We start from the raw sequence: 24,598 nt of genomic DNA, 5'->3' as shown, positions 1-24,598 counted from the left end.
CGAAATGCAGGGGAAGGAGGATGGAAAAGCGTTTGGAATCTCTCAAAAGTGGAAATGATAGGAGGAAAGAGAGTTATGCCACTTTTGGGAGGATGATAGATCGTGAAACAAATACTTTTGATTACGGATGGATGCTCGAACGTGGGGACCAGCCCGGTGCTGGCGGCAGCCCATGCTTTTCAGGAGGGGATTACGGTCAATGTGGCGGGGGTGGTGGATTACGGAACCATCGGTGAGCTGGGCAGTCTGGAAATTGCCGAGATCGCCAAGGCGGGGGGCGGCGTCAGCCGAGTCGTAGGCACGAGGCAGCTCGCCCAAACGATGCAGATGATGACGCGGAAAACGGTGGTTCAGACCATCCAGCAGGCGGTTAATAAAGAGCTAAAGCAAATATTGGGCGGAGCAGCCTTGGAAGATCTACCGCCATCACAGCGCTCGCAGGTGGTGCAGGTCGTCGATGAAATGACGGAAACCACGCCACTGCAAGTTGCTCTTCTGATTGACGCCAGCGCAAGTATGAAACCGAAGCTAGACGCTGTTGAGAACGCGATTCGCGATCTGATGCTCAGCCTCCAGGCTCGGGAAGGCGCAAGTGAACTTGCCGTATTCCACTTTCCGGGCCGGCGGAGCGGCGAGGATGCCGTTCTGGACAGCGACTGGACGCGGGATGCCGGTGCGCTTAGATCCCTTTTCCAGCGGCTGCAGATGAAAGGCGCGACGCCGACGGGTCCTGCCATCATGAGGGTGATTGATTTCTTCCGTTATGGTACACTAGATGAACATCAAACATGGCGGGGAAATGCCGATGAAGGAGAAGGGATGCTCGGTGATTACGTCGTCTAATCCGGCATATCCGGCCGGAACGGTCATTACGGGGAAATGGCGCAAAGGCCGCTTTGTCATTCGGCGTGTACTGGGGCAAGGCGCCAACGGAATCGTTTACCTTGTCCAAAAGGAAGGGTCGCGCAATCCTTATGCCCTCAAAATGGGATATGACACGCTTGATCTTCAATCGGAGATTAATGTGCTCATGTCGCTGCAGTCCAAACGCAGGATGTCGGAATCGTCCGAAAACGGCCCGCGCATGTCCTATCTGCTTGAGGTAGATGATTTCAGAGGCCAGGACGGGGATATTCCGTTTTATGTGATGCGTTATATTCGGGGGAGCTCGCTCAGCCATTTCATACGCAATCGAGGCCGGGAGTGGGTAGGCCTTACCGGGCTGCGTCTGCTTGAGAAGCTGAACGGACTGCATCGGGCGGGATTCATTTTCGGGGATCTGAAGCCTGAGAATGTGATGGTGTCCGACGTGGGCCATGTGGAGCTGATCGACTACGGCGGCGTAAGCTCCATCGGCCGGAGTGTCAAACAGTTTACGGAGTGGTATGATCGCGGGTACTGGAACGCCGGCTCGCGCACGAGTGACGAAGGGTACGATCTGTTTGCCTTTGCGGTGCTGATCATACAGCTGATGTGCGAGGAAGAGTTAAAAAGGGCTTCGGCTCAGCATCTGCCGCAGACCCGGAGTCCTGGGCAGCTGATTGCTATCGTGCAGGGCAGCCCCAAGTTGAAGCCGTATTCGGCATGGCTTCGGCGGGCGATCCGCGGGGAATTCGCCGGTTCCCAGGAGGCGCTAAAGCTGTGGAAGGAAGCGATTTACACGCCGGCTCTGGTCGGCAAGCTGCCCGGCAAGACGCCTCGGTGGCTGATCAATGCGTTTGCCCTATCGATTATGATTGTGTGCTTGGCGTGCATTTGGGCCTTTTTCTTATAATTTTGAGCGTGCGTTTACGCTAGCGAACCGGAGGTAAACGTGCCTTGAGCAGCTGCAACAGAGGATTGATACATAGGGTACCGTAGAAAAGGGGACATACGGATGGAGAGCAGGACGAACTTGAATATGCTGATAGAACATGTCCTCCGTATGGCCGGGGAGCATGAATTATGGCAGCCTCACGACACGATTGTAGTCGCAGTATCCGGCGGACCGGATTCTGTGGCTCTTTTGCATGTTCTGCGCCAGATCTCCGAACATTACGTTCCGCTGCGGCTTGTTTGCGCACATGTCCATCACGGCCTGCGGGCAGAGTCGGATCAGGAAGAAGAGCTTGTCCGGGGCCTGGCGCGCGACATGAACCTGCCGTTTGCGTCGGCGCGAATCGACGTCCCTTCTTATATGAAGGAAAGCGGGAAAGGGTTTGAGGAGGCCGCGCGGGACAAACGCTATGCTTTTTTGCATGAAACCGCGCGTCAATACGGAGCGGCGTCGATCGCGCTGGCCCATCATGCCGACGATCAGGCGGAGACGGTTCTGCTGCATCTGCTCCGGGGCACCGGCCTCGGAGGAATCAAAGGCATGAAAATAAAAAGACGCGAAAAAAATGTGGAACTCATTCGTCCCTTTTTACGTATATACAAAACGGACCTTTTAAGCATATGTAAACAAAACGGTTTTGCTTACGCCGTGGACAGCTCCAATCTCTCCAGCCAGTACCGCAGAAATGCAATCCGGCTGGATGTACTCCCGTTTTTGGGGCAATATAATGGTCAGATTCGGCATTCGCTGGTTCAACTGGCCGATATTGCGGGTATGGAAGATGATTACATGGAGCACGCTGCGAATCATGCATATCATGATATGGTGCAGCAGAAGGATGGGAGGCTCTACTTTCGGGTGCCTTCCTTTTTGGCCTTACATGTCGCTTTACAACGAAGGTTGATTAAACTAATATTAAATTATCTGTCGGCAGGCATTGAAATCACCGATTTTCACAAGATTGAACTGATCCGCCAAGGTATTATTCAGAACCAAAGCACGACCTGGAGCCTTGATATTGGAGGAGGCTTGGCCTGCATACGCGAATACGATATGATATTGTTTATGCAAAAGCCGCCAGAGCAGTCCAAGAGCTATACATATGAGCTTCAAACTGCTGTTCCGGAACTGTGTATCCCTGAGATTGGTAAAAAGTTGAAAATGAAGGTGCAGTCGCCGCATGACCGTTATTTTTCTGACATGGCCGGAGCCTGCGCCGAAGCAGTGTTTGATGCAGGCCAGCTGAAGTTTCCATTAACACTCCGTTCAAGGCTGCCTGGAGATACCATGAAAGTCATGGGATTAAACGGAAGCAAAAAGGTAAAAGATATTTTCATTGACGCGAAGATACCTCCATCCGTGCGCTCCCGCATTCCTGTGTTAGTTGATGGTTCAGGCAACATGATCTGGATACCGGGGGTCCGGCGCTCCATGCATGCAGCAGTCGGGACACAAACGACATCCGTTCTCCACATGTGTCTGGAGGATACAGAAGCAGTGGAGCAACTGTAATGGTCATTGTAAGACTTTCATAGTATAAACGTAGGAGGTTCGCTCAGTTGCAAAACGATATTCAAGAAGTTCTCATCAGCGAAGAAGAAATCCAGAAGAAGATCAAGGAACTTGGAGCACAGCTCAGCAAGGTTTATGAAGGACGCAACCCTTTGGTTATTTGTGTACTCAAAGGCGCGTTTATTTTCATGGCTGATTTGGTTAAAAATATGACAGTACCCATGGAACTTGATTTCATGGCGGTGTCGAGCTACGGCGCGTCAACCAAATCATCAGGCGTCGTCAAAATCATCAAGGATTTAGATGTGCCGGTTGAAGGACGCGACGTGCTGATTGTCGAGGACATCATCGATAGCGGGCTCACGCTCAGCCATCTGATTGAACTTCTGAAAAGCCGCAACGCCAAATCGACGTGCGTGGTCACCCTGTTTGACAAACCGGCTCGCCGCACCGTGAGTCTGGAAGCGGATTACACAGGCTTTACCCTGCCTGACGCGTTTGTTGTCGGATACGGTTTGGATTACGCCGAACATTACCGGAACCTGCCCTACATCGGGATCTTGAAACCGGAAATCTATTCCCACTAATGGTGATTCTCCAGCCCATGGACTTTTCCTTGGTTCATGCTCATACCACCTCTGTTGAGATGGTCAGACAGGCTATGGTAAAATAATTAAAGTGTTTTGAGAGGAGGTAGGGGATGAATCGGTTCATCCGGAATTCTGGTTTTTATTTGATTCTTTTTTTAGTTGTGGTGGGCATTGTCCAGTTTGTAAGCAACAGCGGTGAATCTGCTCACAATCCTAGATACGATGAATTTCGGCAAGAGATCAAGGCTGGCAATGTGAAGGATATCACGGTTCAATTTGACGGTTACGCCTATCTCGTAACCGGTAAATATAATCAAAAACCGGACGGGGTTAAATCCGACAGCTTCTCAACCTACATTCCGGCTACAGATGCCGCGATTCAGGAACTGGTGAATGCCAGTGACAAAAACGGCATGACATATACCCAGAAGAAAATGGAAGGCGAAAGCATCTGGCTGACGCTGCTTTCTTCCATGATTCCTTTGGTCATTATGTTCATTCTCTTCTTCTTCCTGTTTAATCAGGCGCAGGGCGGCGGAGGCAAAGTCATGAACTTCGGCAAAAGCCGTGCCCGTCTATATAATGAAGAGAAGAAGAGGGTCACATTTGAGGATGTGGCTGGAGCCGATGAAGAGAAGCAGGAACTCGTCGAGGTCGTGGAATTCCTGAAGGATCCACGTAAGTTTGCCGCGGTAGGCGCGCGTATCCCTAAAGGGGTACTGCTCGTAGGTCCTCCGGGAACCGGTAAAACGCTCCTCGCCCGTGCGGTCGCAGGTGAAGCCGGCGTTCCTTTCTTCAGCATTTCCGGTTCTGACTTTGTGGAAATGTTCGTGGGTGTCGGTGCATCCCGTGTGCGTGACTTGTTCGAAAACGCCAAGAAAAACGCACCATGTATTATCTTTATTGATGAGATTGACGCAGTTGGCCGCCAGCGTGGCGCCGGTCTTGGCGGTGGCCATGACGAACGCGAACAAACGCTGAACCAATTGCTCGTCGAAATGGACGGCTTCGGCGGCAACGAAGGCATCATTATCGTTGCGGCAACGAACCGTGCCGATATTCTTGACCCTGCGCTCCTGCGTCCGGGACGTTTTGACCGTCAAATCACGGTAGACCGTCCTGACGTGAGGGGCCGCGAAGCAGTATTGAAAGTTCATGCGCGCAATAAGCCGCTGACCAAGGATGTTAAGCTGGACATTGTGGCTAAACGTACGACCGGATTTACGGGTGCGGAACTCGAGAACCTGATGAACGAGGCAGCTTTGCTTGCGGCACGCCGCAACCGGAAGGATATCTCCATGCGTGAGGTTGACGAAGCGATTGACCGCGTTATCGTCGGTACGGAGAAACGCAGCCGCGTGATCAGCGACCGCGAGAAGCGGATCGTGGCTTATCACGAAGCTGGCCATACCATTGTTGGTTACTTCCTCGAGAATGCCGATATGGTGCACAAGGTGACGATTATTCCTCGCGGCCGTGCTGGCGGATACGTCATTATGATGCCGAAGGAAGATCGCATGCTCGTAACCAAGCAGGAACTGCTGGATAAGGTGACAGGCCTCCTGGGCGGCCGTGTATCCGAGGAGATTTTCATCGGAGAAATCGGCACTGGTGCATACAGTGACTTCCAGCAAGCAACGGGCATCGTCCGCAGCATGATCATGGAATACGGTATGAGCGAGAAGCTTGGACCGCTGCAGTTCGGTTCGTCCCAAGGCCAAGTGTTCTTGGGCCGTGATCTCGGACATGAACAGAACTACAGTGATTCCATCGCATACGAGATCGATCAGGAAATGCAGCGCCTGACGAACGAATGTTATCAGCGTTGTAAAGATTTGCTCATCAAGCACTCCAAAGAGGTTCACCTCATTGCGAATACGCTGCTTGAGAAAGAAACGCTGGAGCTGGATCAAATCAGAGAACTGATCGAACAAGGATACCTGTCGGAAGACGGACCGCGTGATGGCGAAGACGGAGGTTCTTCCGAAGGCGGCGCACCTGTCATCGATAACATCGGCGATGTACGCGTCCGCATTCAAGGCAAGGATGATGCATCCGATCTGCCAACGAATGAGCTTCCGAACGACGTACCTGAGAATATCACGAATGACACACCGGAAAGTCCGGCGGACCTTCCAGGAGACATTCCGAATGACGTTCCGAACCAAGGTCCCGCAGATGACCGGAATCCAGGCAACGGAGGCACGCCTCCGGAGTCCAGATCCTAAAGGAACAGCTTCACCCATAGCATGATGAATCAGCCCGGAAGATGACGGCAATCGTCTTCCGGGCTTTTTGCTGCCTATGGTTCGGAATAACAATATATAAAATTTTTATTTTTCTGAAAGACTGTATGTATACGGCGCGGGAATGCGCCAAAGTGGCGCTGTAATGGGACTTTTAATGCATTAGACCGATTTTGAAGCAGCAGGGGAGCCAATTGACAGCCTGAAAAACCTTGTGTACATTAGTTGGTAACTGAAAAGCACTCGAAGCTTGGACACCCAACTTTGAGAGAAAATTCACAAACCTTCATTTGTTATATTATGACTTCATAAAAGGAGATGGGTCGCTGGTGGAAGCTCTTGCGCTGCAGCATAAAGAGGAACAAAAACGGGAATTGACCGAAAGGCTAATGCAGCTGAAAAAGGAAAGAAATGCAATCATTCTCGCTCATTATTATCAGAGGGATGAAATTCAGGAGGTTGCCGATTTCCGTGGCGATTCCTTTTTGCTTGCTCAAAAAGCGGCGCAAACGGATGCGGATACAATCGTGTTTTGCGGCGTGCACTTCATGGGAGAGAGCGCGAAAATCCTCGCACCAAACAAAACCGTCCTTATTCCCGACGAGCGTGCGGGTTGTCCGATGGCGGATATGGTCAACGTGGACGGACTTCGCAAGCTGAAGGCGCAGCATCCGAATGCCAAAGTCGTTACATACATTAACTCTTCCGCCGATGTGAAAGCGGAAACCGATATTTGCTGTACATCGGCCAATGCCGTCAAAGTCATTCAGTCGCTGGACTGCGACGAAATTATCTGGGTACCGGATAAAAACCTTGGGCATTATGTACAGCAGCATACCGACAAGAAGATGATCATCTGGGAAGGGTATTGCAACACCCATGATATGCTGACGGTGAAAGACGTGGTGGAAATGAGGGCAAAGCATCCGAATGCCCAGTTCGTCGTTCATCCGGAATGCCGTCCCGAAGTGGTGGCGATGGGCGACTTTGTCGGCAGTACGACCGCCATTATCGACTACTGCAAGAAATCGGACTGTCAGGAATTTATCGTAGGTACGGAGGACGGAACGGGATATCAGCTTCGCCTGGACAGCCCGAACAAGACCTTTCATTTCGCGACGAAATACCTGGTATGCCCCAACATGAAGGTCAACAACCTTAAAAAATTGGTGAAATGTCTGGAAACGATGAAGCCGCAGATTTATGTGCCGCCGGTCGTTGCAGATCAGGCCCGCATTTCCTTAGAGCGCATGCTGCAGGTTTAATTGGGGCGCGATCAGGAAAATTAGAGTTGTCTTTCTTGATCGCGCTGCATGTGCTACTCTCTCTCTTAAGACAGGTGAACGGAAGATGATTCCACAGTACTTGGTTGACTTTGACCTGCAAGCGCTCCCTTCCATTAAAACGGATATCATCGTCATCGGATCGGGGATTGCAGGTTTATATACGGCTATTGAAGCTGCGCGAGACCATCGCGTTATCATGATTACCAAAAATGCGCTTCTCGAGAGCAATACCCGTTACGCCCAAGGGGGCATTGCTGCCGTGACCTCCGAGGATGACTCCCCTGCTTACCATCGCGAGGATACGTTGATGGCGGGCGCCGGATTATGCTCTTCCGCCGCCGTGGACGTACTTGTGAACGAAGGGCCGGCAGGCGTGCAGGAACTGATTCGCCTCGGAACGGCTTTTGACCTGGAGAACGGGGAACTGGCCTTGACGCAGGAGGGGGCACACAGCCGCCGCCGCATTCTGCACGCCAATGGGGATGCAACAGGCTTTGAGATTGTAAGGGCTCTTGCAGCGCAGGTCCGGATGCATGAGCGGGTTGAGTTATGGGAGCATCATTTTGTGATCGATGTGATTACGTCTAAGAACGAGTGCATCGGAGCTCTCGTGCAGCGGCCGGATGGACAAAGGGTGTACGTCAAGGCTAACGCGACGATACTGTGCACCGGAGGCGCCGGTCAGCTCTACCGCTACACAACGAATCCCGATGTGGCAACCGCAGACGGCATTGCCATCGCATACCGTGCCGGGGCGCAAATCCGTGATATGGAATTCATTCAGTTCCATCCTACGGCTCTGTGCTATCCCGGCGCGCCGCGTTTCCTGATCTCGGAAGCCGTGCGGGGCGAGGGGGCCGTGCTGCGGAACATCAAGGGCGAACGTTTTATGGATAAGTATCATGAGCTGCTTGAGCTGGCACCCCGCGACATCGTTGCCCGGGCGATCGTCAGCGAGATGGAAGAGACGAAATCCACTTTCGTGTATTTGGATATTACGCATGAACCCGAGGACATGATTAAGCACCGTTTTCCAACGATATACGAGACCTGCATGAATTACGGGCTGGACCTGTCCGCGGATTGGATTCCCGTCGCCCCGGCTGCGCATTATATGATGGGTGGGGTCAAAACGGATCTCAACGGGGAGAGCAGCGTGCCGCGCCTGTTCGCCTGCGGAGAGGTTTCCTCGACCGGCGTGCATGGCGCGAACCGCCTGGCGAGCAATTCACTGTCCGAGGCCATCGTATTCGGCAAACGGATCGTTAATCGCGTCCGGGAGCTGGCTCCCTTGGCAGTGACCGAAGCGATAGTATACCAAGAAGGACGGACGGGAGCCCCCAAGCAGGCCATGATCGAACGAAGATTGAAGCTGCAGAAGGTGATGGTCCGCTATGCCGGACTGCGCCGGAACGAGCTGCTTTTGCATAAAGGACTCGAAGAGCTGGGACGCCAGCTGCCGATCTTCCATTCCGAGCTTTCCAAGAAGGAAGAATTTGAATTCGCGAATATGCTGACGAGCTGCCTGCTCGTCACCCGTGCCGCATTGGAGAGAACCGAGAGCCGCGGCGCGCATTACAGGGAGGATTACCCTCAGAAGGACGACGCGGTGTGGCGCAAGCATTTGCTTTTACGTCGTCAAAATGAAATCATGGAGGAATTCAGCGATGATGTTTAACGGATATAACGAAGGCCTGGTGGAGTCGATCCGCTTGTGGCTGAAAGAGGACGTGGGCTCGGGGGATGTGACGACCATGGCTACCATCCCGGCGGGGCACGAATCGAAGGGGATTATTCATGCCAAGGAAGACGGAATCGTGGCAGGCATTCCCGTTGCGGAGCTCGTATTCCAGGTGGTGGACCCTTCCCTATCCTTCACACCACACGTAAAAGATGGAGAGCATGTAGCGAAAGGCACCGTGCTGGCCGTCGTGGAGGGGAGCACGCATCATATTTTGACCGGGGAGCGGATTGCGCTTAATTTGCTCCAGAGGCTGTCGGGCATCGCCACCCGGACCCGCATGTTCGTGGATGCGCTGGAAGGGATTCCTGCCCGGCTGGTGGATACGCGCAAAACGACGCCGGGTCACCGCATGCTCGAGAAATATGCGGTGCGGATCGGCGGCGGAGCTAATCACCGCTTTGGACTTTATGATGCGGTCATGATCAAGGACAATCATATCAAAGGGGCAGGCGGGATTCGCCGGGCAGTCGAGCGTGCCCGTGCACACATTCCGCATACGATGACGATTGAAGTCGAGACGGAATCCCTTCAGCAGGTCGAGGAGGCACTGGAGGCCGGGGCGGATATCATCATGCTGGACAATATGGACCATGATTTGATGAGAGAGGCTGTCAGACGCATTAAAACCAAGGCCCCCCATGTTTGCGTGGAGGCTTCAGGCAACGTGTCGCTGCAGACGATCAAAAAAATCGCAGAGTGCGGGGTTGACGTGATATCCGTAGGGCGGTTAACCTATTCTTTTGAGAGCTTGGACATCAGCCTGGATCTCAACGCTGTAAAATAAAGGAGGGATCCTCCGTGATCCTGGTCATCGACATTGGCAACACCAACATTGTGCTGGGTATATACCAAGGGCGCGAGCTTCTTCACCATTTCCGCCTGAGTACGCTGCGGCAGTCCACCTCGGATGAATACGGCATTTGGTTCCATAACCTGTTCCACATGTCAGGGATTCAGGTTTCGGATATCCGCGGGGTCATTATGTCATCCGTGGTTCCGCCCATGGTGCATATCATCGAGGAGATGTGCCGCAAATATATTCGCAAACAGCCGCTCATGGTAGGGCCCGGTATCAAAACTGGGCTGAACTTACGCTACGAGAATCCGCGCGAAGTCGGTGCGGACCGGATCGTCAATGCTGTGGCAGCGGTGGATTTGTACAAAGGACCTCTGGTCGTCGTTGATTTCGGAACTGCGACCACGTTTGACTGCATCGATGAAAAAGGGGCCTATCTCGGCGGCGCCATCGTGCCGGGAATCGGAATCGCAACCGAGGCTTTGTTTGAGCGGGCGTCCAAGCTTCCGCGAATTGAGCTGGAAAAGCCTAAAAAGGTTATCGGGCGCAACACGGTTCATGCCATGCAGGCCGGAATCATTTTTGGATATGCCGGGCAGGTGGACGGCATCGTGAAGCGCATGAAACAGGAGATGAATGCGCCTTTGCTGAAGGTGGTTGCCACCGGTGGACTGGCGGAGCTCATCGCGGGCGAGTCGGAAGCGATCGATGAAGTGAATCCGTTGTTAACGCTCGAGGGATTGCGGCTTATTTATGAGCGCAACAGCTGATTGAAGAAGGATTCACGGCTTGCGGCGTAAGGAGAAGCCCGAGTAAGAATGTTTTCTTTTGGATGTTGGAAACAATAGGACGAGGAGCGGCGGAAGTCAGCCGCGATTTCGGTTAAATAGAGAGTGAGGAGGCTGGATACGACATGGGAAATAAACAAGATCGCCTCATTCGAGGCACTGCAATGGGCGGGCGCATCCGTGCCTTTGCCGTAAGAACGACGGGACTTGTGGAGGAGCTTCGCCAAAGACACGACACTTGGCCGACCGCTACGGCGGCGATGGGACGGACGCTTACGGCAGCAGCCATGATGGGCGCCATGCTCAAAGGCGAAGAAAAGCTGACCGTACAGGTACAGGGCAACGGCCCTATCGGGCAGATCGTAGCGGACGCGAACGCCAAAGGCGAAGTGAGAGGTTACGTGGATGAGCCGCATGTCCATCTGCCGAGCAACAGCAAGGGGAAGCTGGACGTTGCTGGCGCTGTGGGCCGTGAAGGTTTCTTACATGTCACGAAGGACCTTGGCTTAAAAGATCCTTACCGCGGTAGCGTACCGATTGTATCCGGCGAGCTAGGCGAGGACTTTACGTACTATTTTGCCGTTTCGGAGCAAACGCCTTCGGCGGTGGGACTTGGCGTTCTCGTAGATTCCGACAATTCGGTTATCGTGGCGGGCGGGTTCATCGTGCAGATTCTGCCGGGACTCAGCGATGAGGAGATTACGGTGATCGAGCAAGCTGTCGGGGCGATGCCGCCGGTAACGTCGCTGCTGGATCAAGGGCTGGAACTGGAAGAAATGCTGCGCTGGCTGCTGCCGGATGTCGAAATTCTCGACGAGATGGATATCAGCTTCAAGTGCCAATGCTCGCGTGATCGTGTGGAACAGACCTTGGTCAGCATCGGGAAGGACGAACTGGAGCAAATGATCGAGGAAGATGGACAAGCCGAGGTCGTATGTCATTTTTGCAACGAGAAATATGCGTTCAATAAAGACGATCTGCAGCAGATCTTAGACCAAGCACTCCACTAAGGCGCGAAAGCAGAGATGATGATGACCAGACAAGAAAAGGCGCTATGGGCTGCAGTCATCATTTTGACGGCAGGCGTGCTGCTGATGGGAAGCCTGATCGTCATCCGCGGCCTCAAGCCGGCGGGAACCGTGCATGAGCCGGACGATGAGCAAGGCGGATTGGACGCGGTGGCATCCTTTGACGGACAAATGATCACGGAAGACGAATGGGTCAAGGAACTGAAGCGGGCGCGCGGGCATGAGATGCTTCTGCAAATGCTGAATCAGAAGGCTGTGTACGCCGAAGCGCAGGCGCTTAAGATCCGTGTGAGCCCGGATGAAATTGCGGGAAGAATTCAATCTGAAGCCAAAGGGTACGAATCGGAGGATGCCTATTACGGGGAGATGTCCGCGCAGCTTGGACTGACGCCCGAGGAAGTTCGGGCGGAGGCTGCTTATCAGCTTACCCTCGAGAAAATAGCCATCGTCAACATTCATATCAGCGATGATGCCATTGACCGGTATATCGAAGAGCACAAAGAAGAATTCGAACCCAAAAGGCAGTACGATCTGGCCTGGATCAAGCTGAAAAGCCGCAGGGAAGCAAACAAGGCCTTGGATCGCCTGGAGGATGGCGAGGACTTCGGTAAACTGGCCGAAGAACTCTCTCTTGACGAATATACTCGAATGCAGGGCGGAAGACTGGGACTCATCGAGGAAGATGATCCGTTTGTTCCGGAGGAGCTTCTGGAGGCTGCAAAAGACCTGGAAGCCGGGGATATTGCCGGCCCGATTGGTCTGAAGGATGACGGATATGCGGTCATGCAGATCCGGGATATCGTAAAAACCGGAGAACTGAGCGATGCGGAGATCCGCGTACGCGTGAACAAGCAGCTTGCCCTGAATGAGGCGGTCCCGCTGACGGAGCTGGAAGCGAAGCTGAGGGACAAATACGGTGCCGAATTGATCACCCAATCTTCTTCCGAACGGCAGAGCTATATAAAATGAACTACAGCTTAACCCTGCTTCTCCTTGATTCCATACGGATACTGGAGAAGTGCTTTCCCTTTCTTTCGTTCAATTTATATAATACACATGCATTTCTAAACCTTTGCTTAAGGACGGCCGTCCGGATAGCAAGGTTTGTTTTTTTTGCCGCAATTTCCTGGGGAATAGGCTCGAATCCCTATGGGCCATATTGACATTCGTATGGAACGTTGATAAGATAAAGGTACTAAATACCTACTTAATTACTCGGATATAAATCAATAAGACAGCCAGATACACGATCTGAATCCGTATAGATGTAAACTCGAATGATTACAGTTAAATAAGGGAGGATTTTTACTATGGCTAAAGTCGTCAACAATGTTACTGAACTTATCGGCAGTACTCCGCTTGTTCGTTTGAACCGTCTCGTTTCCGAAGACAGTGCGGAAATTTATCTCAAACTGGAATACCAAAACCCGGGCTCCAGCGTGAAAGACCGGATTGCCATCAGCATCGTTGAAGAAGCGGAAAAGGACGGCACTTTGAAGCCGGGCGGTACGATCGTCGAAGCGACGAGCGGGAATACAGGCATCGGCCTGGCTATGGTTGCCGCAGCGAAAGGTTATAAATCGGTCATCGTAATGCCTGAGACTATGAGCTTGGAACGCCGCAATCTGCTTCGTGCTTATGGAGCGGAGCTGGTCCTGACGCCGGGAGCGGAAGGCATGAACGGAGCAGTGAAGAAAGCTGAGGAGATCGTCAGCGAAAATCCCGGATATTTTATGGCAGAACAGTTCAAAAATCCGGCTAACCTGAAAATTCACCGCGAAACGACGGGTCCGGAAATTGTCGAAGCCATTGAATCCATCGGCGGCACACTGGATGCATTCGTTGCAGGCATCGGTACCGGCGGTACGATCTCCGGCGCGGGCGAAGTGCTGAAGAAGAGCTTCCCGGATATCAAGATCGTAGCGGTTGAGCCTGCGGCTTCACCGATTCTTGCCGGCGGCAAGCCGGGACCTCATAAAATTCAGGGTCTTGGAGCCAACTTCATTCCTGATATTTTGAACCGTGAAATTTATGACGAAATCATTCATGTGGAGAACGATGAAGCATTCGAAACCGCTCGCCGCGTTGCGAAAGAAGAAGGCGTTCTGGCCGGTATCTCCTCCGGCGCTGCCGTATCTGCAGCCATTAAGGTAGCCAAAGAGCTTGGAAAAGGAAAACGCGTTGTTGTAATCATCCCAAGTAACGGGGAGCGTTACCTGAGCACGCCGCTGTACAATTTTGAAGGATAAAAATGACAGAACATGCCGTTCTGCATTTTAAATAACGCTTCTCGCCCCTGCTGCTGTTTCGACGGTAGCAGGTTTTTTTATTTGTTTTTCAATGTTTTGCGAAAACCTTGGCAAAAGGCCTTTTCAAAAGGGCGGCGGGCGAAGTATACTGACAACCAATAGAAGGCTCTTGCGGCAAAGGGGATGGGGAAAATGAATGGGGACGGCATCATTACGCTCGAACATTGGCAGAAGTGGATGGAACAAGGGAGCACGACGCTGCCGTACATCCTTGAAATGAAGCTGCGGCAGGATGAATTGGGTTTGCCCGTATCCTGGTCGCATGCCTGGGAGCAGGCATCTCCGCATTCCTTTGTCCTCGAGAGCGGCAAGGATGGACGGTATACGTATTTGGGTCTTGAGCCTGTCTCGGTTTTAAAAGGTAAAGGAGAGCAGGCTGAAATCACCGGGATCGGAATGGGCGGAGCTACAACAACATCCGGATCGCCGCTGGAGGTCATTGAGCACTGGATGAAGCCCTTTAAGGCTCCATCGGCACAGGAGCTTAGTGAAGCGTCGGCTGCGCTTCCTCCCTTTCTCGGTGGCTGCGTAGGTTTTTTAGGATATGATGTGGTTCGTTTTCTGGAATCGCTGCCCGAAAGTGCAGAAGACAATCCGGACATTCCCGACTACCTGTGGCTGCGGTTCGAAGAAGTATGGATTTATGATCATGCAGAGCACAAGCTTGTCTGTGCGGTGCATACGCAAGCAAACGGCGCGAATGGACTAGAGGATGAATATGGCGCGGCTCAGGTAAGGGCAGAGCGTATGCTGGCAAGATGGCGCGGATTTACCGAACAGGTGCAAGCAGATCTAGCCGAGGAACGTCGCCTGCGTGTGCAAGAGGTGGCAAGGTCCCGAACCAAGCAAGATGAGGGGCAGTGGCCCGGTATGGCAAGTGCCTTTTCCCGGCAGGCCTTTGAGCAGGCAGTAGGGCAAATCCAGGAATATATCCGGCAGGGTGATGTGTTCCAGGTCAATTTATCGCTCAGACAGGAGCGGGAGCTTCGTTCCGAACCGGAACGGATCTATGAGTGGCTGCGCATCCTCAATCCATCCCCTTATATGGGGCTGCTTCGTTCGCCGGGCTTCAGTCTGGCGAGCGCCTCTCCGGAGCTGCTGGTGAAGCGGCAGGGAGATAAAATCAGCGCCCGTCCAATTGCCGGAACCCGCCGCCGCGGAGTAAACCGCGAAGAGGACCAGGCCATGGCCGAGGAGCTGCTCGGCAGCGAGAAGGAGCGGGCAGAGCATGTCATGCTCGTCGATCTCGAGCGTAATGACATTGGCAAAGTGGCCGCCTATGGTACCGTGAAGGTGCCTGAACTGATGACCATTGAGCACTATTCGCACGTCATGCACCTGGTTTCTCAGGTCGAAGGGCAGCTCGCGGAGCATAAAGACGCTTTTGATGTAATAGCCGCTCTTTTCCCCGGTGGAACGATTACGGGGGCGCCGAAGGTGCGGACCATGGAGATCATCGAAGAGCTGGAGCCGGTAAGGCGCGGACCTTATACGGGTGCCATGGGCTGGATTGACTATAATGGAAATTTGGAATTAAATATTATTATAAGAACACTGGTCGTGACAGGCGAAACCGGTATGATCCAGACCGGGGCGGGGGTTGTTATTGACTCCGATCCGTACCGGGAATACCGGGAATGCCACAATAAAGCCAAGGCGATCGTCAAGGCGGTTCTGTTGAGCGAAGAGGAAGCTGCAGCCGGCATGATCCGGCGGGAAAAGGAGATGAGAGTATGATTTTGGTGATTGATAATTACGATTCTTTTACGTATAACCTGGTTCAATACCTCGGAGAGCTGGGGGAAGAAGTGAAGGTATTCCGCAATGACGAGATTGATATCCAGGGCATTGAAGAGCTCGCTCCTGATCATATCTTGATCTCGCCAGGGCCTTGCACGCCGAATGAAGCAGGCATCAGCCTGGAGACGATTGCACATTTTAAAGGCAAGATCCCGATTTTCGGCGTGTGCCTGGGCCATCAGGCCATTGGACAGGCATTTGGCGGCGAAGTCGTTCGGGCGGAGCGCTTAATGCACGGCAAAACCTCGCCGATCCTGCATCGGGGAACCTCCGTATTTGAAGGGCTGCCGTCTCCGTTCACGGCGACGCGGTATCATTCCCTGCTGGTGGAACGCAGCAGCCTGCCGGAGTGCCTGGAGATTACGGCCGAGACGGAAGAGGGCGAAATTATGGGGCTGCGTCATAAAGAATATCTCATTGAAGGAGTGCAGTTCCACCCCGAGTCAATCATTACCGATTACGGTCACCAGATGCTGCGCAACTTTCTGAAGCGGACTGAAGCCTCGAACGTATGAAATGGATTGCCCTGAACGGTCAATGTATGGATGCTGATGCTGCCGTGGTTTCCGTTATGGATCACGGCTTTTTATACGGCATGGGTTTGTTTGAAACCTTTCGTACGTATGAGGGCAGGCCGTTTCTGCTTGAAAGGCATTTGGAGCGGCTGCTTGTAGGCTGCAGGCAGCTCGGGATCGGGACGGAATCGCTTCCTGATGCAGCTGCGCTGCGCAGGACGATTGCGGATTTGATGAAGGCGAATGAGCTGGAGGAAGCTTATATCCGCTATACCGTCAGCGCCGGCGAGGATATACTGGGACTGCCAGCGGGGGAATACACCCGCCCGAATCAAATTTTGATGGCCAAGCCCCTGCCGCAAACTTCAGGCCAACTGTATACGCATGGCAAAGCACTGCAGCTGCTCGCTACCCGGCGCAATTCCCCAGAGGGCCCGGTGAGGCTGAAGTCGCTGCATTACATGAATAATATTTTGGCAAAAAGAGAACTTTCCTCCTATGAGGAGGCAGCTCGCCTTTACGCCGAAGGGCTGATGCTGAATGCGGACGGATATTTATCGGAAGGAATCGTAAGCAATCTGTTCTTCGTGAGAAACAAGCGGCTGTACACGCCGGATACGGCCTGCGGCTTGCTCCCCGGTATTACGCGCGGTGTGGTCATGGAACTGGCTGCCGCCGCTGGCCTAAGCTGTGAGGAAGGCTTTTACACGTGGGACGACCTGCTTCGTGCAGATGAAATATGGCTGACGACGTCTATTCAGGAGCTCGTCCCTGTGACAACATTAATGGATGCATCCGGACGGGCAGCGGAAATCAGCGGAGGGCGCATTGGTCCGGTGACGGACAAGCTGCTGCGGATGTACCGACGGCAAACAGGAGGATATCATGCAAACGACGATTTATGAACGAACCTATACCATGGGTGAAGCCGTGCTCGAACTTGGAACATCCACCAAAATCATGGGGATTTTGAATGTGACGCCGGATTCGTTCTCCGACGGCGGTCGGTACGTCGACCCGGAACAAGCCGTGCGGCATGCGCTGCAGATGGTGGAAGACGGGGCGGATTTGATCGATGTTGGAGGCGAATCCACGCGTCCGGGTTATCAGCCTGTCACGGTGGATGAGGAGCTGCGCAGGGTTATTCCCGTGATTGAGGCCCTTCACCGCGCGGCTCCTCATATTCCGATTTCGGTGGATACGTATAAAGCGGAGGTCGCTCGTCAGGCCATTCGGGCCGGCGCCCACATCATGAACGATATCTGGGGAGGCAAGAAGGATCCGGAGATGCTGAAGGCCGCGGCAGAGCTTGGCTGCCCGATTATTATAATGCACAACCGGGAAGACATGAATTATGGCGACTTTACGGCAGACGTCGTGCGGGATTTGGAGGAGAGCGTCTCGCTTGCGCTGAAAGCAGGTGTGTACGAGAAGCAGATTATTTTGGATCCGGGTGTCGGATTCGCCAAGAATAGTCCCGAGAATCTGCAAATTATGACACAGCTGGACCGTTTGGTCGATATCGGCTATCCCGTCCTGCTGGCAACTTCCCGCAAGAAATTCATCCGGACGGTGCTCGATCTGCCTGTGGATGACATTGTGGAAGGTACGGCAGCGACCGTCGCTTTCGGAATCGCACAGGGCTGCCAGTTGGTACGCGTGCATGATGTGAAGCAAATCAAACGAACCGTCACAATGTGCGATGCGATGCTCTATGCATCCACAGATTTGAGACGGGTACGCTTATAATATGAACTTGGGGTACGGAATATAAACTTTTGCGGAGGGGATGGCCGATCATGGATAAAATGAAAATGCATCGCATGGAGTATTACGGGTATCATGGCGTTTTTGAAGAGGAGCGTAAGCTGGGCCAACGCTTTTACATCGATCTGGAACTGGAGCTGGATTTGCGGGCCGCCGGGGAAAATGACGATCTGACGGAAACGGTAAATTATGCCGAAGTGCATGAAACGGTGAAAAAGGTCGTTGAAACCGAGTCTTTCCGCCTGATCGAAGCATTGGCCGAACGTATTGCATCCTCTGTACTGGACACTTATACTAGTATCGATGCATTGACGGTCAAAGTGACCAAACCGCACCCTCCCTTTGACATCCATTTTCAGGGGGTCACCGTGGAGCTTCACAGAACAAGAAAGTGAGAATCCAACATGAATGCACATTCCACCTCTGAGTCATCAGAGGCTTATATTGCTTTAGGGGCCAATTTGGGCGACCGTGAGGATACGTTGATGGAGGCGCTGAGACGCCTGGACGAATCGGCGGGGATCACCGTGGTGAACTGCTCCAATATCTACGAAACTGAGCCTGTCGGCTATGTCGATCAGCCGCTGTTTCTGAATATGGCCGTAAGAGTACGCACGGGGCTGGATCCCTATGGACTGCTCCATGTGATGCAGCAAATCGAGAAGGAGCTCGGAAGAGTTCGCCATGTCCGCTGGGGCCCAAGAACCGTCGATTTGGATTTGCTCTGGATGGAAGGGCAGACTGAAAACACAGAAGAACTGATTCTGCCTCACCCCCGCATGGAGGAGCGCTTGTTTGTGCTTGTCCCATTAAAGGACATTGTACCTGGCGATGAGTCCTCTGGACTGCGGACTGCAGTACTGGCAGCCATGGAGAGACTGGATGGAAAGGAAGGTTTACAGCTTTGGAAAACTTGCAGCTGGCACAGCGCATCCGCGCCTTCCGGAAACTAAAAGGGTTCACGCAGCAGGAGCTGGCATCCGGATGCGGCATTTCGCTGGCGGTGCTTGGAGCCATTGAACGGGGGAATCGGCGCGCAGACGAACAGACGTTGAGTAAAATAGCAGAGGTTCTGGACGTATCGGTCCAGGAGCTTACCAATCAATAGACCCTGTAGATACAGGGAGAATTATATATAAATTGAACTAAATAAGGGGAAACACTTCGCCCGTATTCCGGATGGAATCAAGGAGAAGCAAGATTAAGCTTTAGTTCATTTTATTAGGTACTAACTAAAACTGAAGGAGCGAACAGATCGAATGCTGAAGATTGGCAATATTGAAATGAAGAATCAGGTCGTTTTGGCTCCGATGGCCGGCGTCTGCAATCCGGCATTCCGGCTGATCGCGAAGGAATTCGGAACCGGGCTCGTTTGCGCCGAAATGGTCAGCGGCAAGGCAATTGTGCACGGCAACAAGCGCACGCAGGAAATGCTGTTTGTGGATGAACGGGAGAAGCCGCTAAGTTTGCAAATTTTCGGAGGAGACCGTGATGCACTGGTCGAAGCCGCGAAAGTCGTCGATACGCAAACGAATGCGGATATCATCGACATCAACATGGGCTGCCCCGCCCCTAAAGTGACCAAAATCGACGCCGGTGCCCGCTGGCTGCTCGATTCGAATAAAATTTATGAGATGGTGGCCGCGGTGGTGGATGCTGTCGATAAGCCGGTAACAGTCAAAATGCGTACGGGCTGGGACAGTGATCACATTTATGCCATTGAAAATGCGCGCGCCGTTGAGCGTGCGGGAGGTCAGGCTGTCAGCGTGCATGGTCGTACCCGCGAGCAGCTGTATACAGGCCACGCCGATTGGGACATTATAAAGCAGGTTAAAGAGTCCGTATCGATCCCCGTCATCGGTAATGGGGACGTGGTGACGCCCGAGGATGCGCGCCGGATGCTGGATCAGACAGGCGTTGATGGCGTCATGATCGGTCGCGGAGCCCTGGGTAATCCGTGGATGCTGTACCGTACAATCGAATATCTGAAGACCGGCAAGCTTTTGCCTGATCCATCCGGCGAAGAAAAGATCCGCATCGCCATCCTGCATATGGACCGCCTGATTGCCTTGAGAGGGGAAGCCGTAGCCGTGCGTGAAATGCGCAAGCATTTGGCTTGGTATTTGAAGGGCCTGAGAGGATCCGCCCGGATCAAGGATGAGATTATGGAAGGGACGAAGCGGGACGAAATGGTCAAACTTCTGGAAAACTTCGTGTCCGGGTTGAAGGAACGGGAAGAGCGGGAAGCAGAGCAGACGGAGCAGGAAGCAGTCTCCCAATAATGTCCAGGTGTATCCTCCCCAGGGCGCGATTGACATTTTGAAATGCTTACCATATAATTTTTCAGTATAAATTCGACTTTATCCTTAAAACAGCAGAGGGATGTTCTGATCCTTCAAACTTTGCATAAACATAGATTGATCTAAAGCTACATGATAGTTCACTCTATAAGGGTTACGGTAGTTTTAAATTTATTTACATGACAGGAGAATCGGTTAAGATGAGCGATAAAGAAGTCATTCTGACACAGGACGGACTCAAAAAGCTGGAAGACGAACTCGAGAACCTGAAATCAGTCAAACGGCGCGAGGTTGCGGAACGGATCAAAGTAGCCATCGGCTACGGGGATATCAGCGAAAACTCGGAATATGAAGATGCCAAGAATGAACAGGCTTTTATTGAAGGGCGCATCATTACCCTTGAGAAAATGCTTCGCAATGCGCGGATCATCAACAACGACGAGATCAATACGGATGTTGTCGGCGTTGGCGCTACGGTTATCGTGAAGGACCTTGAATTCGGCGATACTATGGAATACACCATTGTGGGTACGGCTGAATCCGACCCCCTTAACAATAAGATTTCGAACGAAAGCCCGGTCGGCAAAGCGATTTTGGGCAAGCAAAAGGGCACAACGGTGGATGTTAACGTTCCCGCTGGCGTCATCCAGTACACCATCATCGATATCAAAAAGTAAGATCCGTCTTTAGGATTGTTAGAAAGCTTCCTTTAGGAAGCTTTTTTTTCAGATATATGGGTGGGCAAAGCGGAAGGCTTGCGTCTTTCTTTGGTTCATCCGATGCTAGACCCCTGTAACGTGATCGGCGGCAGGCAGTGAGATAGAAGGAGTGACGATTTAAAATGTCGGAAGAAACAAACAACCACGAACAAGAAATTGAACTTAGCGAGATGCTGCAGATTCGCCGCGGCAAATTGGACGAGCTTCGCAGCCTGGGGATCGACCCTTTCGGTAAAAAGTATGACCGGACGCATCATGCAGGCGACTTGATCGCGAAGTATGACGGAATGACCAAAGAGGAGCTGGATGAGCAGCATGCGGAAGTGCGCGTTGCAGGCAGAATTATGGCCAAGCGCGGTATGGGCAAGGCGATTTTCGCCCACATTCAGGACCTCAGCGGCAAGATTCAAATCTATGTACGTCAGGATTCGGTTCCTGAAGCGGCGTTTGAAGCCTTCCGTCTGCTGGATCTCGGGGATATCGTCGGCATCGCCGGTACCATGTTCAAAACCAAGACAGGGGAGACCACGATCAAAGCAAGTGAGGTCGAGGTTCTTTCCAAGTCGCTCTATCCGCTGCCTGACAAATATCATGGACTGAAAGACGTGGAGCTTCGCTACCGTCAGCGTTATGTCGATCTGATCATTAACCCTGAAGTGCAGCAAACCTTCATTACCCGTTCCCGGATCATCCAGTCGATGCGCCGTTATTTGGATTCGCAAGGCTATTTGGAAGTGGAAACGCCAACCCTGCACGCCATCGCGGGCGGTGCGGCAGCCAAGCCGTTCATCACGCACCACAATGCGCTCGACATGCAGCTGTACATGCGTATCGCGATTGAGCTGCATTTGAAACGCCTGATCGTAGGCGGATTGGAGAAGGTATATGAAATCGGACGCGTATACCGTAACGAAGGCATTTCCACCCGCCACAATCCGGAATTCACAATGATCGAGCTGTATGAAGCCTATGCGGATTACAAAGATATTATGAACCTGACCGAAAGCATGATCGCGCATATCGCGCAGGAAGTGCTGGGAACCCAGGTCATCAACTATCAAGGCAATGAAGTGAACCTGGCTCCAGGATGGCGCCGCGTGTCCATGGTGGATGCGGTTAAGGAAGTGAAGGGCGTAGACTTTGGCGTGCACATGACGGATGAGGAAGCACATCGCCTGGCCAAAGAACATCACGTTAAAGTGGAGCCGCACATGACCTTCGGTCATATCCTGAACGCATTCTTCGAGGAGTTTGTAGAAGAAACGCTGATTCAGCCAACCTTCGTAACCGGCCATCCGGTTGAAATTTCGCCGCTTGCGAAAAAGAACGAGCATGACCCGCGCTTCACGGACCGCTTCGAGCTCTTCATTGTGGCGCGTGAGCATGCGAACGCATTTAGCGAGCTGAATGATCCGATCGATCAACGCCAGCGCTTCGAGGCGCAGCTCAAAGAACGCGAACAGGGCAACGACGAGGCGCATGAAATGGACGAGGACTTCCTCAATGCGCTGGAGTACGGCATGCCGCCTACCGGCGGTCTGGGTATCGGCGTCGACCGTTTGGTTATGCTGCTGACCAACGCCCCATCCATTCGCGACGTGCTGCTCTTCCCGCATATGCGGAACCGTACGCAGGAATAGATCTGGAAAACAAACTCGGAGGATATATCCTCCTATAGAAAAAGGAACAGCGTGAGTGCTCACGGCTGTTCCTTTTTTGTTATAGGTTAAGTTGTCCTGGGAATGAGCGAAGCTTTTCTCTACCCTCTTTTCCGAATCCTTATGAATTTCAGGGGAGAGAATTGGACTGTTTATTATATATAGGGAACGCACATTAATCCCTTGTCATCGGTTCATTTCCGCTTATGACAGGATGCGGACGGCATAGCGTCATGAGATGCCTGTGCGCCGCCGTGCGTATCATTTGTGTTGTCACCATTTCCGGTCTCAAAATGGCATGAACCGCCAAACCGTCAATCAGGGCGTAGAAGCGCTCGATTTCCAGAGGAACGTCCAGATCTGGCAGGGCAAGGCCCGAAGAAGTCAATTCATCCATAATATGAATGAAAACCTTACGGAGCTCGTTATCAACCTCACAGCGGAGCTGTGCAAGCGCAGGATCAGACAAGGATTTGACGACAAAAGCAAACCATACCTCCATTTCATGCCGTTTCTCTTCGTCAGTGGGGAGAAACTCGTCCACCAGGAGAGGAATGTCCTTGAGCAAATCTCCACTGAAGGTGATTCCTGTGATTCGCTCCGTGACGCGATCGGATACCCTTTTCATGGCATAGGACATCAGATCAGATTGTGTAGCAAAGTAATGTCTCATGGAGCCGACAGACAGACCAGCTTCATCGGCAACATTGCGAACAGAAGCTTGGTCAAGGCCCATTTTGCGAATAACGCGCCAGGCGGCTTCGGCTACTTTTTCCTTTTGTTTTACGTGATCCACTATTTTAGGCATGGTTCCAGTATAACATTGTTGTTGTTTTTTTAATACAGTCGTGATAAATTGTTTTTAACACGAATGTATTAAAAAGATGGGGTGAGGAAAACCATCATAGCCGCAATGATTATAGGTTGTGAAATTGCCTTCTGGGTGTTTGTACTGGCGGGGCTGAGCGCCAGATACCTCGCGGGATGGAACCGTACCGGAGCTCTTCTGCTGTTAGCCACACCAGTGGTGGATGTGCTGCTCATGGTATTTACGGTAATGGATCTTAAAAATGGGGCGGAAGCCGAGTTTATGCATGGTCTATCAGCAATCTATATCGGCGTAACCGTGGCATTCGGACATCGGATGATCGAGTGGGCGGATGAAAGGTTTGCTTACCGGTTTGCTGGCGGGGAAAAGCCAGAACCAGCGCCAAAACGGGGGAAGGCGCATGCCCGGCGCGAAAGGGAAGGCTGGTACAGGCATCTCCTCGCATGGTTTGTGGGAGCAATACTGCTCATAATCATGATCCTGCTCGTAAACGATCCTGCCCGCACGGAAGCTCTTAAAATGGTACCCATATGGTGGGGCGGAATTGTAGCCATCGATTTTCTGATTAGCTTCAGTTACACGTTGTGGCCCAAGCGGTAAGGATGAGTATATGAGGAACAAAGGTAAGGATCTTATAAGATTAATTGTACTGTTCATAAAATAATTCAAAAAAGCTTGCGCTGTTTCTGAATACATGATATATTATTATTCCGGCCAAGAAATGCAGGTTAAACTGCTAGCCAGCAAGCGATTGAATTTGAAAGCTCTGAAAAAGAACTTCAAAAAAAGCTTGCAAAACTGGGCCGAACATGATATATTATAAGAGTTGCTGCTGAGCTAACTGAGCGGCTTCGAAAATGAAAGAATTTGATCTTTGAAAACTGAACAACGAGTG

General features: G+C 52.3%; 24 protein-coding genes. 23 read left to right on the top strand and 1 reads right to left on the bottom strand.

Annotated features, from left to right (window positions below; all coding sequences use genetic code 11):
- Window positions 1-102 precede the first annotated feature (102 nt).
- The 22 genes from ACTHPM_RS26835 (at window position 103) to lysS (ending at window position 22,856) form a co-directional block, all read left to right on the top strand.
- The gene (locus ACTHPM_RS26835) at window positions 103-843 is read left to right on the top strand and encodes a hypothetical protein (RefSeq protein ID WP_440398335.1); all 741 of its coding nucleotides are present in this window, start codon (window positions 103-105) and stop codon (window positions 841-843) included.
- Window positions 827-1,774: a serine/threonine protein kinase gene (locus ACTHPM_RS26830; protein WP_440398367.1), complete on the top strand. Its 948-nt coding sequence runs from the start codon at window positions 827-829 to the stop codon at window positions 1,772-1,774. Before ACTHPM_RS26835 ends, ACTHPM_RS26830 begins: the two co-directional genes overlap by 17 nt.
- A gap of 126 nt (window positions 1,775-1,900) precedes the next feature.
- Entirely contained in the window at window positions 1,901-3,328 is a 1,428-nt protein-coding gene (gene tilS, locus ACTHPM_RS26825) for a tRNA lysidine(34) synthetase TilS (RefSeq protein ID WP_440398334.1), read from the top strand.
- A 47-nt stretch (window positions 3,329-3,375) separates the two neighbouring features.
- Entirely contained in the window at window positions 3,376-3,915 is a 540-nt protein-coding gene (hpt, locus tag ACTHPM_RS26820; protein ID WP_440398333.1) for a hypoxanthine phosphoribosyltransferase, read from the top strand.
- A gap of 113 nt (window positions 3,916-4,028) precedes the next feature.
- Window positions 4,029-6,146: an ATP-dependent zinc metalloprotease FtsH gene (gene ftsH, locus ACTHPM_RS26815; protein WP_440398332.1), complete on the top strand. Its 2,118-nt coding sequence runs from the start codon at window positions 4,029-4,031 to the stop codon at window positions 6,144-6,146.
- A 347-nt stretch (window positions 6,147-6,493) separates the two neighbouring features.
- Window positions 6,494-7,429 (top strand): quinolinate synthase NadA, encoded by a 936-nt coding sequence (gene nadA, locus ACTHPM_RS26810; protein WP_440398331.1) that lies wholly within the window; start codon window positions 6,494-6,496, stop codon window positions 7,427-7,429.
- Window positions 7,430-7,514: 85 nt separating this feature from the next.
- Window positions 7,515-9,128 (top strand): L-aspartate oxidase, encoded by a 1,614-nt coding sequence (gene nadB, locus ACTHPM_RS26805; RefSeq protein WP_440398330.1) that lies wholly within the window; start codon window positions 7,515-7,517, stop codon window positions 9,126-9,128.
- A complete protein-coding gene (gene nadC, locus ACTHPM_RS26800; RefSeq protein WP_440398329.1) occupies window positions 9,118-9,978 on the top strand; it encodes a carboxylating nicotinate-nucleotide diphosphorylase in 861 nt (286 codons plus the stop codon). The genes nadB and nadC overlap by 11 nt, the downstream gene beginning before the upstream one ends.
- 14 nt (window positions 9,979-9,992) lie before the next feature.
- Complete coding sequence (locus tag ACTHPM_RS26795) at window positions 9,993-10,760, top strand: type III pantothenate kinase (RefSeq protein WP_440398328.1); 768 nt, start codon at window positions 9,993-9,995, stop codon at window positions 10,758-10,760.
- Window positions 10,761-10,903: 143 nt separating this feature from the next.
- A complete protein-coding gene (gene hslO, locus ACTHPM_RS26790) occupies window positions 10,904-11,788 on the top strand; it encodes an Hsp33 family molecular chaperone HslO (RefSeq protein ID WP_440398327.1) in 885 nt (294 codons plus the stop codon).
- An 18-nt stretch (window positions 11,789-11,806) separates the two neighbouring features.
- Complete coding sequence (locus tag ACTHPM_RS26785; protein WP_440421739.1) at window positions 11,807-12,775, top strand: peptidyl-prolyl cis-trans isomerase; 969 nt, start codon at window positions 11,807-11,809, stop codon at window positions 12,773-12,775.
- Window positions 12,776-13,116: 341 nt separating this feature from the next.
- Window positions 13,117-14,055, top strand: coding sequence for a cysteine synthase A (cysK, locus tag ACTHPM_RS26780; RefSeq protein WP_440398325.1), 939 nt, complete (start codon window positions 13,117-13,119; stop codon window positions 14,053-14,055).
- Window positions 14,056-14,247: 192 nt separating this feature from the next.
- Window positions 14,248-15,852 carry an anthranilate synthase component I family protein gene (locus tag ACTHPM_RS26775; RefSeq protein WP_440398366.1) on the top strand — a complete coding sequence of 535 codons (1,605 nt, stop codon included), beginning with the start codon at window positions 14,248-14,250 and terminating at the stop codon, window positions 15,850-15,852.
- Entirely contained in the window at window positions 15,849-16,430 is a 582-nt protein-coding gene (gene pabA / locus ACTHPM_RS26770) for an aminodeoxychorismate/anthranilate synthase component II (protein WP_440398324.1), read from the top strand. The genes ACTHPM_RS26775 and pabA overlap by 4 nt, the downstream gene beginning before the upstream one ends.
- A complete protein-coding gene (locus tag ACTHPM_RS26765) occupies window positions 16,427-17,335 on the top strand; it encodes an aminotransferase class IV (protein ID WP_440398323.1) in 909 nt (302 codons plus the stop codon). The genes pabA and ACTHPM_RS26765 overlap by 4 nt, the downstream gene beginning before the upstream one ends.
- Window positions 17,316-18,179 carry a dihydropteroate synthase gene (folP, locus tag ACTHPM_RS26760; protein WP_440398322.1) on the top strand — a complete coding sequence of 288 codons (864 nt, stop codon included), beginning with the start codon at window positions 17,316-17,318 and terminating at the stop codon, window positions 18,177-18,179. The genes ACTHPM_RS26765 and folP overlap by 20 nt, the downstream gene beginning before the upstream one ends.
- A 50-nt stretch (window positions 18,180-18,229) precedes the next feature.
- A complete protein-coding gene (gene folB, locus ACTHPM_RS26755) occupies window positions 18,230-18,592 on the top strand; it encodes a dihydroneopterin aldolase (protein ID WP_440398321.1) in 363 nt (120 codons plus the stop codon).
- A 9-nt stretch (window positions 18,593-18,601) separates the two neighbouring features.
- On the top strand, window positions 18,602-19,150 hold the full coding sequence (gene folK / locus ACTHPM_RS26750; protein WP_440398320.1) for a 2-amino-4-hydroxy-6-hydroxymethyldihydropteridine diphosphokinase: 549 nt from the start codon (window positions 18,602-18,604) through the stop codon (window positions 19,148-19,150).
- Window positions 19,102-19,305 carry a helix-turn-helix domain-containing protein gene (locus ACTHPM_RS26745; protein ID WP_440398319.1) on the top strand — a complete coding sequence of 68 codons (204 nt, stop codon included), beginning with the start codon at window positions 19,102-19,104 and terminating at the stop codon, window positions 19,303-19,305. Before folK ends, ACTHPM_RS26745 begins: the two co-directional genes overlap by 49 nt.
- Window positions 19,306-19,456: 151 nt before the next feature.
- Window positions 19,457-20,479, top strand: a complete 1,023-nt coding sequence (gene dusB, locus ACTHPM_RS26740) for a tRNA dihydrouridine synthase DusB (RefSeq protein ID WP_440398318.1) — start codon at window positions 19,457-19,459, stop codon at window positions 20,477-20,479.
- 218 nt (window positions 20,480-20,697) lie between these two features.
- Window positions 20,698-21,174 (top strand): transcription elongation factor GreA, encoded by a 477-nt coding sequence (gene greA / locus ACTHPM_RS26735; protein WP_160501118.1) that lies wholly within the window; start codon window positions 20,698-20,700, stop codon window positions 21,172-21,174.
- 164 nt (window positions 21,175-21,338) lie between these two features.
- The gene (lysS, locus tag ACTHPM_RS26730; protein WP_440398317.1) at window positions 21,339-22,856 is read left to right on the top strand and encodes a lysine--tRNA ligase; all 1,518 of its coding nucleotides are present in this window, start codon (window positions 21,339-21,341) and stop codon (window positions 22,854-22,856) included.
- A 193-nt stretch (window positions 22,857-23,049) separates the two neighbouring features.
- On the opposite strand, the gene ACTHPM_RS26725 is transcribed toward lysS, so the two are convergent.
- Window positions 23,050-23,682 carry a TetR/AcrR family transcriptional regulator gene (locus ACTHPM_RS26725; protein WP_440398316.1) on the bottom strand — a complete coding sequence of 211 codons (633 nt, stop codon included), beginning with the start codon at window positions 23,680-23,682 and terminating at the stop codon, window positions 23,050-23,052.
- A gap of 105 nt (window positions 23,683-23,787) precedes the next feature.
- On the opposite strand from ACTHPM_RS26725, the gene ACTHPM_RS26720 reads away from it, so the two are divergent.
- Window positions 23,788-24,303 carry a hypothetical protein gene (locus ACTHPM_RS26720; protein ID WP_440398315.1) on the top strand — a complete coding sequence of 172 codons (516 nt, stop codon included), beginning with the start codon at window positions 23,788-23,790 and terminating at the stop codon, window positions 24,301-24,303.
- The last annotated feature ends 295 nt before the right edge of the window (window positions 24,304-24,598 follow it).

Origin of the sequence: Paenibacillus sp. SAFN-054 (genome assembly GCF_051966755.1) — a bacterium.
Lineage (GTDB): Bacteria > Bacillota > Bacilli > Paenibacillales > Paenibacillaceae > Paenibacillus_AQ.
This window is presented reverse-complemented; position numbering and strand designations above follow the sequence as displayed.

What these genes read in the sequence shown, in the direction of transcription:
- tilS (WP_440398334.1), top strand. Translation starts at nt 1,901, where the DNA reads ATGCTGATAGAACATGTCCTCCGTATGGCCGGGGAGCATGAATTATGG.
- ftsH (WP_440398332.1), top strand. Translation starts at nt 4,029, where the DNA reads ATGAATCGGTTCATCCGGAATTCTGGTTTTTATTTGATTCTTTTTTTA.
- nadB (WP_440398330.1), top strand. Translation starts at nt 7,515, where the DNA reads ATGATTCCACAGTACTTGGTTGACTTTGACCTGCAAGCGCTCCCTTCC.
- nadC (WP_440398329.1), top strand. Translation starts at nt 9,118, where the DNA reads ATGATGTTTAACGGATATAACGAAGGCCTGGTGGAGTCGATCCGCTTG.
- hslO (WP_440398327.1), top strand. Translation starts at nt 10,904, where the DNA reads ATGGGAAATAAACAAGATCGCCTCATTCGAGGCACTGCAATGGGCGGG.
- ACTHPM_RS26785 (WP_440421739.1), top strand. Translation starts at nt 11,807, where the DNA reads ATGATGACCAGACAAGAAAAGGCGCTATGGGCTGCAGTCATCATTTTG.
- cysK (WP_440398325.1), top strand. Translation starts at nt 13,117, where the DNA reads ATGGCTAAAGTCGTCAACAATGTTACTGAACTTATCGGCAGTACTCCG.
- ACTHPM_RS26775 (WP_440398366.1), top strand. Translation starts at nt 14,248, where the DNA reads ATGAATGGGGACGGCATCATTACGCTCGAACATTGGCAGAAGTGGATG.
- pabA (WP_440398324.1), top strand. Translation starts at nt 15,849, where the DNA reads ATGATTTTGGTGATTGATAATTACGATTCTTTTACGTATAACCTGGTT.
- ACTHPM_RS26765 (WP_440398323.1), top strand. Translation starts at nt 16,427, where the DNA reads ATGAAATGGATTGCCCTGAACGGTCAATGTATGGATGCTGATGCTGCC.
- folP (WP_440398322.1), top strand. Translation starts at nt 17,316, where the DNA reads ATGCAAACGACGATTTATGAACGAACCTATACCATGGGTGAAGCCGTG.
- folB (WP_440398321.1), top strand. Translation starts at nt 18,230, where the DNA reads ATGGATAAAATGAAAATGCATCGCATGGAGTATTACGGGTATCATGGC.
- folK (WP_440398320.1), top strand. Translation starts at nt 18,602, where the DNA reads ATGAATGCACATTCCACCTCTGAGTCATCAGAGGCTTATATTGCTTTA.
- dusB (WP_440398318.1), top strand. Translation starts at nt 19,457, where the DNA reads ATGCTGAAGATTGGCAATATTGAAATGAAGAATCAGGTCGTTTTGGCT.
- greA (WP_160501118.1), top strand. Translation starts at nt 20,698, where the DNA reads ATGAGCGATAAAGAAGTCATTCTGACACAGGACGGACTCAAAAAGCTG.
- lysS (WP_440398317.1), top strand. Translation starts at nt 21,339, where the DNA reads ATGTCGGAAGAAACAAACAACCACGAACAAGAAATTGAACTTAGCGAG.
- ACTHPM_RS26725 (WP_440398316.1), bottom strand. Translation starts at nt 23,682, where the DNA reads ATGCCTAAAATAGTGGATCACGTAAAACAAAAGGAAAAAGTAGCCGAA.
- ACTHPM_RS26720 (WP_440398315.1), top strand. Translation starts at nt 23,788, where the DNA reads ATGATTATAGGTTGTGAAATTGCCTTCTGGGTGTTTGTACTGGCGGGG.